At 69.9% G+C, this 6,503-nt stretch carries 7 protein-coding genes; 3 read left to right on the top strand and 4 right to left on the bottom strand.

Translation table 11 applies throughout. The features are described from left to right. The 3 genes from VF522_RS09690 to VF522_RS09700 are packed head-to-tail and all read right to left on the bottom strand — an operon-like array spanning position 1 to position 3,013. Complete coding sequence (locus VF522_RS09690) at positions 1 to 663, bottom strand: aldolase (RefSeq protein WP_330908044.1); 663 nt, start codon at positions 661 to 663, stop codon at positions 1 to 3. After that, entirely contained in the window at positions 660 to 1,943 is a 1,284-nt protein-coding gene (otnK, locus tag VF522_RS09695) for a 3-oxo-tetronate kinase (protein WP_414709486.1), read from the bottom strand. Before otnK ends, VF522_RS09690 begins: the two co-directional genes overlap by 4 nt. Beyond that, complete coding sequence (locus tag VF522_RS09700) at positions 1,940 to 3,013, bottom strand: isocitrate/isopropylmalate dehydrogenase family protein (RefSeq protein ID WP_330908046.1); 1,074 nt, start codon at positions 3,011 to 3,013, stop codon at positions 1,940 to 1,942. The genes otnK and VF522_RS09700 overlap by 4 nt, the downstream gene beginning before the upstream one ends. Positions 3,014 to 3,123: 110 nt before the next feature. On the opposite strand from VF522_RS09700, the gene VF522_RS09705 reads away from it, so the two are divergent. Both VF522_RS09705 and VF522_RS09710 read left to right on the top strand, forming a co-directional pair. After that, positions 3,124 to 4,110, top strand: coding sequence for a tripartite tricarboxylate transporter substrate binding protein (locus tag VF522_RS09705; RefSeq protein ID WP_330908047.1), 987 nt, complete (start codon positions 3,124 to 3,126; stop codon positions 4,108 to 4,110). Further along, complete coding sequence (locus VF522_RS09710; RefSeq protein ID WP_330908048.1) at positions 4,107 to 4,778, top strand: aspartate/glutamate racemase family protein; 672 nt, start codon at positions 4,107 to 4,109, stop codon at positions 4,776 to 4,778. The genes VF522_RS09705 and VF522_RS09710 overlap by 4 nt, the downstream gene beginning before the upstream one ends. On the opposite strand, the gene VF522_RS09715 is transcribed toward VF522_RS09710, so the two are convergent. Continuing rightward, positions 4,765 to 5,745 carry a tripartite tricarboxylate transporter substrate binding protein gene (locus VF522_RS09715; RefSeq protein ID WP_330908049.1) on the bottom strand — a complete coding sequence of 327 codons (981 nt, stop codon included), beginning with the start codon at positions 5,743 to 5,745 and terminating at the stop codon, positions 4,765 to 4,767. The genes VF522_RS09710 and VF522_RS09715 overlap by 14 nt on opposite strands. A 65-nt stretch (positions 5,746 to 5,810) precedes the next feature. Between VF522_RS09715 and VF522_RS09720 the strand changes: the two genes are divergently transcribed. Continuing rightward, positions 5,811 to 6,503 (top strand): aconitase family protein (locus tag VF522_RS09720; RefSeq protein ID WP_330908050.1); only part of this gene is annotated, 693 nt, incomplete at its 3' end.

Below are 6,503 nucleotides of genomic sequence, written 5' to 3' on the forward strand. Positions count from 1 at the left end.
CTACCAGCTGGCGTTGAAGGAGGTGCGCAGTTCGGCGATCGCTTCGGGCGACAGCGGCTGGGTCCGCCGCTGCGACAGGTGCCACAGCTTCGCCGTCTCCTCCAGCTCCTCCAGCACCGCCATCGCCTGCGCCGGCGAGTCGTGCCACACGTTGGGGCCCAGTCGCGTCAGCATCACGGCGCGCAGCGGCGTGCCTTGCGCCGCGTAGCGCGCGATCAGCGCCGCCACCAGCGCGCCGACTTCCGCGGCGCCGGGCCGGTGGTAGGGAACGACCGGCACGTGGCCGACCTTCATCACGAAGTAGGGCGTGATCGGCGGGAGCAGTTCGCCCTGGGGATCGTCCAGCGTGAGCGCCACGCAGTGCGTGCTGTGGGTGTGGATCACGCTGCGCGGCGCGGCGCCGTTGCCAGCGTGGGCCTCGTAGATGCGCCGGTGCAGCACCAGGGTCTTGCTGGCGGGCGCGCCGCTGACCTGCTGGCCGGCGGGGGACACCTTCGAGAGCTGCGCCGGATCGAGGAAGCCGAGGCAGGCGTCGGTGGGGGTGATCAGGAAGCCGTCGTCCAGCCGCACGCTGATGTTGCCGGCCGTGGCGTGCACGTAGCCGCGCTCGAACAGGCTGCGGCCGACGCGGCAGATCTCTTCACGGGCGAGGGTCTCGTTCATGCGAGCTGCCGGAAGGACTTGGTGAAGAAGTCGGTGCTGCCGAAATTGCCGGACTTCAGCGCGACGTGCACGTTCCGGCCGCAGGCCGTCGCGTTCGCATGGCACCACGGCACGCCGGGATCGATCTGCGGGCCGATGCGCAGCTGCTGCACGCCCAGCGCCTGCACCGCGGCGCCGGAGGTCTCGCCGCCGGCCACGATCAGTTCGCCCACGCCCGCGTCCACCAGGCCCTTGGCGATCGCCGCCAGCGCGTGTTCGACCATCGCGCCGGCATCGCCGACGCCGAGCTGCTGCTGCACCGCGTGCACCGATTCCGGCGGCGCGCTGGAGTACACCAGCACGGGATCGCTGCCCAGCTTGGGACGCGCCCAGGCCAGCGCCTCTTCGACGATGTTGCGGCCGGCCGCGATCTGCAGTGGGTCGACGGCCAGCGCCGGCAGGCCCTTCTGGATGAAGTCGGCCACCTGCTTGTTGGTCGCCACCGAGCAGCTGCCCGAGACGATGGCGCGGGCGCCCTGCGACTTCGGCAGGGCGGCGGCCTCGTGCGAGGTGGACAGGCCGTGGTTCTGCGGCAGCCCGATGGCGACGCCGGAGCCGGCGACCATCATCGGCGCGTCGGCCAGCGCGCGGCCCAGGTGCATCAGGTCCTGGTCGGCGATGGCGTCGACGATCGCGAAGCGGTAGCCCTCGGCTTGCAGCTGCTGGATGCGCGCATGGATCGGCGCCGCGCCGCCGCGCACGACGGAGTGGTCGATCAGCCCGACGCGGCCACGGCTTTGCGCCTGCATCACGCGCACCAGGTTCGCGTCGGTCATCGGCGTCAGCGGGTGGTTGCGCATGCCCGAATCGCTCAGGAGCACGTCGCCCACGAACAGGTGGCCCTTGAAGACCGTGCGGCCGTTCTCGGGGAAGGCCGGCGTCACGCAGCAGAAGGGCGCGCCCAGCGCCTCCAGCAGGGCCTCGGCCACGGGGCCGATGTTGCCCTGGGCCGTGGAGTCGAAGGTGGAGCAGACCTTGAAGTAGAACTGGCGGCAGCCCTGCGACTGCAGCCAGCGCAGCGCCTCCAGCGACTGCGATACGGCCTCGGCCGCGGGGATGGTGCGCGACTTCAGCGCGACGACCACGGCGTCGACGCCCGTGACGGGCTCGCGCGGCACGCCGATGGTCTGCACCACGCGCATGCCGGCGCGCACGAGGTTGTTGGCAAGGTCGGTGGCGCCGGTGAAATCGTCGGCGATGCACCCGAGAAGCAGGGGATTGGAAGCGGTCACGGTCCTCACACGGAAGCGATGGCCCGGACGACGGCGTCTCCGAAAGCCTGGCAGCCGATGGTACCGCCGATGTCGCGTGTCCGCGTTGCGGGGTTCTCCAGCACCCGGTCCACGGCCGCCGTCATCGCGTCGCCCGCCTTGCGCAGGCCGGCGTTGCGCTGCTTGTCGCCGACCCATTGCGCCATCATCGCGACGGACAGGATCATGGAGACGGGATTGGCGAGGTCCTTGCCGGCGATGGTGGGGGCGGAGCCGTGCTGGGCCTGGGCGCAGCAGAGGTCGTCGCTCGCCATGATCGAGCCGGCCAGGCCCAGGCTGCCGGACAGCTCGCTGGCCAGGTCGGAGAGGATGTCGCCGTAGAAGTTGGTCGCGACGATCACGTCGAAGCGTTCCGGCTCCTTCACCAGGTGTGCCGTGGAAGCGTCGACCAGCAGGTCGTCCAGCTGCACCTGCGGGTAGTCCCTGGCGACGTGGCGCACGGCCTCGAGGAACAGGCCGTCGGTCATGTGGAAGCTGTTGGCCTTGTGGATGGCCGTCACCTTCTTGCGTCGGGTCATCGCCAGCTCGAAGGCGCGGCGGGCGATGCGTTCGCTGCAGTGGCGCGTGATCTTTCGGGTGGACAGCGCCATGTCGGGGCTGGGCATCACCTCGCCCCAGCCGCGCGTCATGTTGCGGTCCGGATAGAAGCCCTCGGTGGCCTCGCGCATGATGACCAGGTCCATCGTCTTGCCGGCCTTCATGTTCGATTCGAGGAAGGGGCGCGTGCGAGCCGGCCGCACGTTGGCGTAGAGGTCGAGGCCGATGCGGAAGCCGGCCGAGACGTTGCGGCCGCCCTTTTCCGGCGCGGGGTAGTCGGCATGCGACTGCGTGCCCAGGATGATGCCGTCGTAGCCGCGGGACTTCTGCAGCACTTCCTCGCGCAGGGTGGTGCCGTACTGGCGCAGGCTGTCGAAGCCCACCTTGTCTTCCTCCAGCACGAGCGGCACGCCGAAGCGCGACGCCGCGGCCTCCAGCACGCGGACCGAGACGCCGACGATTTCCGGGCCGATGCCGTCGCAGGGCAGGACGATGAATTTCATGGACAGAGCGTTCCTCAGGGTTGATCCGAAGATTGTATCGAAGACACAAATAATACAATCAATCCGTCGCTCCTTTTTTTTCGTACTCGCCACAACGGACCGGAGTCCACATGTCAATCCATCGTTTCGTTACGCGTCGCTGCCTGCTGGCCGCCGCCGCGCTGCTCCCCCTGTCCGCCGCGGCGCAGGACGCCTATCCCACCAAGCCGATCACCTTCATCGTTCCCTATGCCGCGGGCGGCAGCTCCGACGCGCGGGCCCGCCAGGTCGCCGAGAAGATGTCGCGCTACCTGGGGCAGCAGGTCGTCGTCGACAACAAGCCGGGCGGCAACGGCAACATCGGCACGGGCATGATCGCGCGCGCGGCACCCGACGGCTACACCATCGGCATGGGCAACCTGGCACCCCTCACGGTGAACCGCACGCTGGTGCCGCAGACCACGCCGTTCGACCCGCAGGTCGACCTGGTGCCCGTCACGCTGCTGGAACGCGGCCCGCTGGTGCTGGTGGTGAACCAGGACAAGTCGCCGTACAAGAACGCCAGGGACCTGGTCGCGGCGCTGAAGGCGCAGCCGGGCAAGATGAGCTATGCGTCCGCCGGATCGGGAGGCGCCTTCCATCTCGCGGGCGAACTGTTCAAGGCCAATGCCGGCGTGTTCTCGGTGCACATCCCCTACCGCGGCGGCGGCCCGGCCATCAACGACCTGCTCGCGGGCCAGGTCGACTACATGTTCGAGATGCTGCCTTCGGCACTGCCCTACGTGAAGACGCAGAAGATGCGCCCGCTCGCGGTGGCGCACGAGAAGCGGCTGCCTTCGCTGCCCGACGTGCCGACCTTCGCCGAACTCGGCATCGCCGGCATGGAGATCTCCAACTGGTTCGGCGTCGTGGCGCCCAAGGGCACGCCCAAGCCTATCGTCGACAAGCTGAACCAGGCGATCAACCGCGCGCTGCAGGAGCCGGACCTGGCGCGGCGCATCACCGAGCCGGGCAACGTGATCGGCGGCGGCTCGCCCGAGGCGTTCGCGGCGCTGATCAACGCCGAGACGGCGCGCTGGTCGCGGCTGATCAAGGAGAAGGGGATCAAGCCGGAATGAGCGCTCCGCGAATCGCGCTCGTCCACGCCGTCGCGCCCGCGATGGCGCCGATCCACGCGGCGCTGGACCGGCTGTGGCCGCGGGCGCAGCGCTCGAACCTGCTGGACGACGGCCTGCCTGCGGCGCTGGAACGCGAAGGCGGCATCACCGAAGCGATCCGAGCCCGCATCCTGCGGCTGGCGCAGCATGCCGCCGCCGACGCGCAGGGCGTGCTGTTCACGTGTTCGGCGTTCGCGCCGGCGATCGATGCGGCGGCGGCGCAATTGCCGCTGCCGGTGCTGAAGCCGGACGACGCGATGTTCGCGGAAGCGATCGCCTGCGGCCATCGCATCGGCATGATCGCCACCTTCGCGGCGGCGGTGCCGTCGATGGAAGAGACCTTCCTGGCGCGTGCCCGCGGGCTCGGGAGTGCCGTGACGATCGAGACCGTGTGCGTGCCGGAGGCCATGGCCGCGGCGCGCGCGGGGGATGTCGCGCGGCACGATCGCCTGGTCGCGGACGCGCTGCCGCGGCTCGCTCATTGCGACGCCATCTTGCTGGCGCATTTCTCCACTGCCACTGCGTTGCAGGAAGTGCAGTCGCGCACGCGGCAGCCGGTGCTCAGCGCGCCGGATTCGGCGGTGCGCCGGCTGCGCACGCTGGTGGAAGGCGCGCCTATTCCGCGGTGATCTTCGCTGCCTGCACGATGCGGGCGAATTGCGCGGACTCGGTCTTGATGAAGTCGCGGAACTGCGCCGTGCCCATGGCGGCCGGTTCGCCGCCCTGTTCGCGCAGGCGCTTGGCCAGCTCGGGATCGCGCAGCGCTTCGGCCACCGCCGCATTGAGCTTCTGCTGGATCGCATCGGGCGTGCCGGCCGGGGCGAACAGGCCGAACCAGTTCTCCAGCTGGTACTTCGCCAGCGGCTTGTACTCGGCGATCGCGGGCAGGTCCGGCGCGAAGCTCGCGCGCCTGGCCGAGGTGACCGCCAGCGCGCGCACCTTGCCCGCCTGCAGGAAGGACCGCGCCGCGGCGTAGCTCACGAAGGTCATGTCGACCTGGCCGGTGGTCACGTCCACCAGCTGGCCCGACGCGCCCTTGTACGGCACGTGGACCATGTGCACGCCCGCCAGTTCTTCCAGCAGCTCGCCGTTGAGGTGCTGCGGGTTGCCGACGCCGCTGCTGGAATAGGTGAGCTTGCCCGGGTTCTTCTTCGCGTAGGCGACCAGTTCCTCGACGTTTTTCGCGGGCAGGCCGGGCGCGACCACCAGCACGTTCGGCACGCGGGTCACCAGCGTGATCGGCGCGAGGTCCTTGAAGGGGTCGTACTGCATACGGCCCTTGTAGACGAAGGCGTTGATCGCCGTCTCGCCGGCCGAGCCGAGCAGCAGGGTGTGGCCATCGGGCGCGGCCTTCACCACCGCCATGGCGCCGATCATGCCGCTGCCGCCGGCCTTGTTGTCGACGAGCACGGACTGGCCGAGGCTCGCGCGCAGTTTCTCCGCGAGCAGGCGGGCGACCGCGTCGACGCCGCCGCCCGGCGAGAAGGGCACGACAATGGTGATCGGCCTGGACGGCCACGTCTGCGCGAAGGCGCCGGTGGCGGGGAAGAGGGAGGCGGCGAGAGCCGCCGCGAGCAGGATTCGGCGCGAGTGCAAGGGATGTCTCCAGGGGTGGAGAGGTCATTATTGCATTTGATCGATGAAAAATGCAAAATCACCGCATGCCACAAAGTGCCTTTCCGGCCTCCGGACTCCTTTCCTTCCGCGGGGCCGACCACCGCATCGTCGACCTGCCGGCGCGGCACGGCGACCGCCTGCCGCGGCTGCCCATGGTGCTGCGCATCCTGCTGGAGAACGCCGAGCGCAACATGCGCGGCGCCGAACGCGAGCAGGCCGTCGAGGCCCTGTTCGCCTGGCTGGCCACGGGCCACAGCGAGGCGGAGATCGCCTTCCAGCCGGGCCGCGTGCTGATGCACGACACCACCAGCACGCCCGCGCTCGTGGACGTCGCCGCCATGCGCGACGCGCTCGCCGAGGCCGGCGCCGATCCGCGCCAGCTCAATCCGGTGCTGCCGGTGGACGTGTCCGTCGACCATTCGCTGGCCGTGGAGGTCTACGCGCGGCCCGATGCCGCCAGCGTCAACCTGCAGCACGAGATGCGGCGCAACGCGGAGCGCTACCGCTTCCTGCGCTGGGCCTCGCAGGAGCTGCGCAACGTGCGCATCCATCCGCCGGGCACCGGCATCATGCACACGATCAACCTGGAGCAGCTCGCCACCGTGGTGACCACGGAGCAGCGCGACGACGGCCGCTGGGTCGTGCCCGACACCATGATCGGCACCGACAGCCACACGCCCATGATCAACGGCATCGGCGTGCTGGGCTGGGGCGTGGGCGGGCTGGAGGCGCAGACG

This window comes from Ramlibacter sp. (genome assembly GCF_036383835.1).
Classification (GTDB): Bacteria; Pseudomonadota; Gammaproteobacteria; order Burkholderiales; family Burkholderiaceae_C; genus Ramlibacter.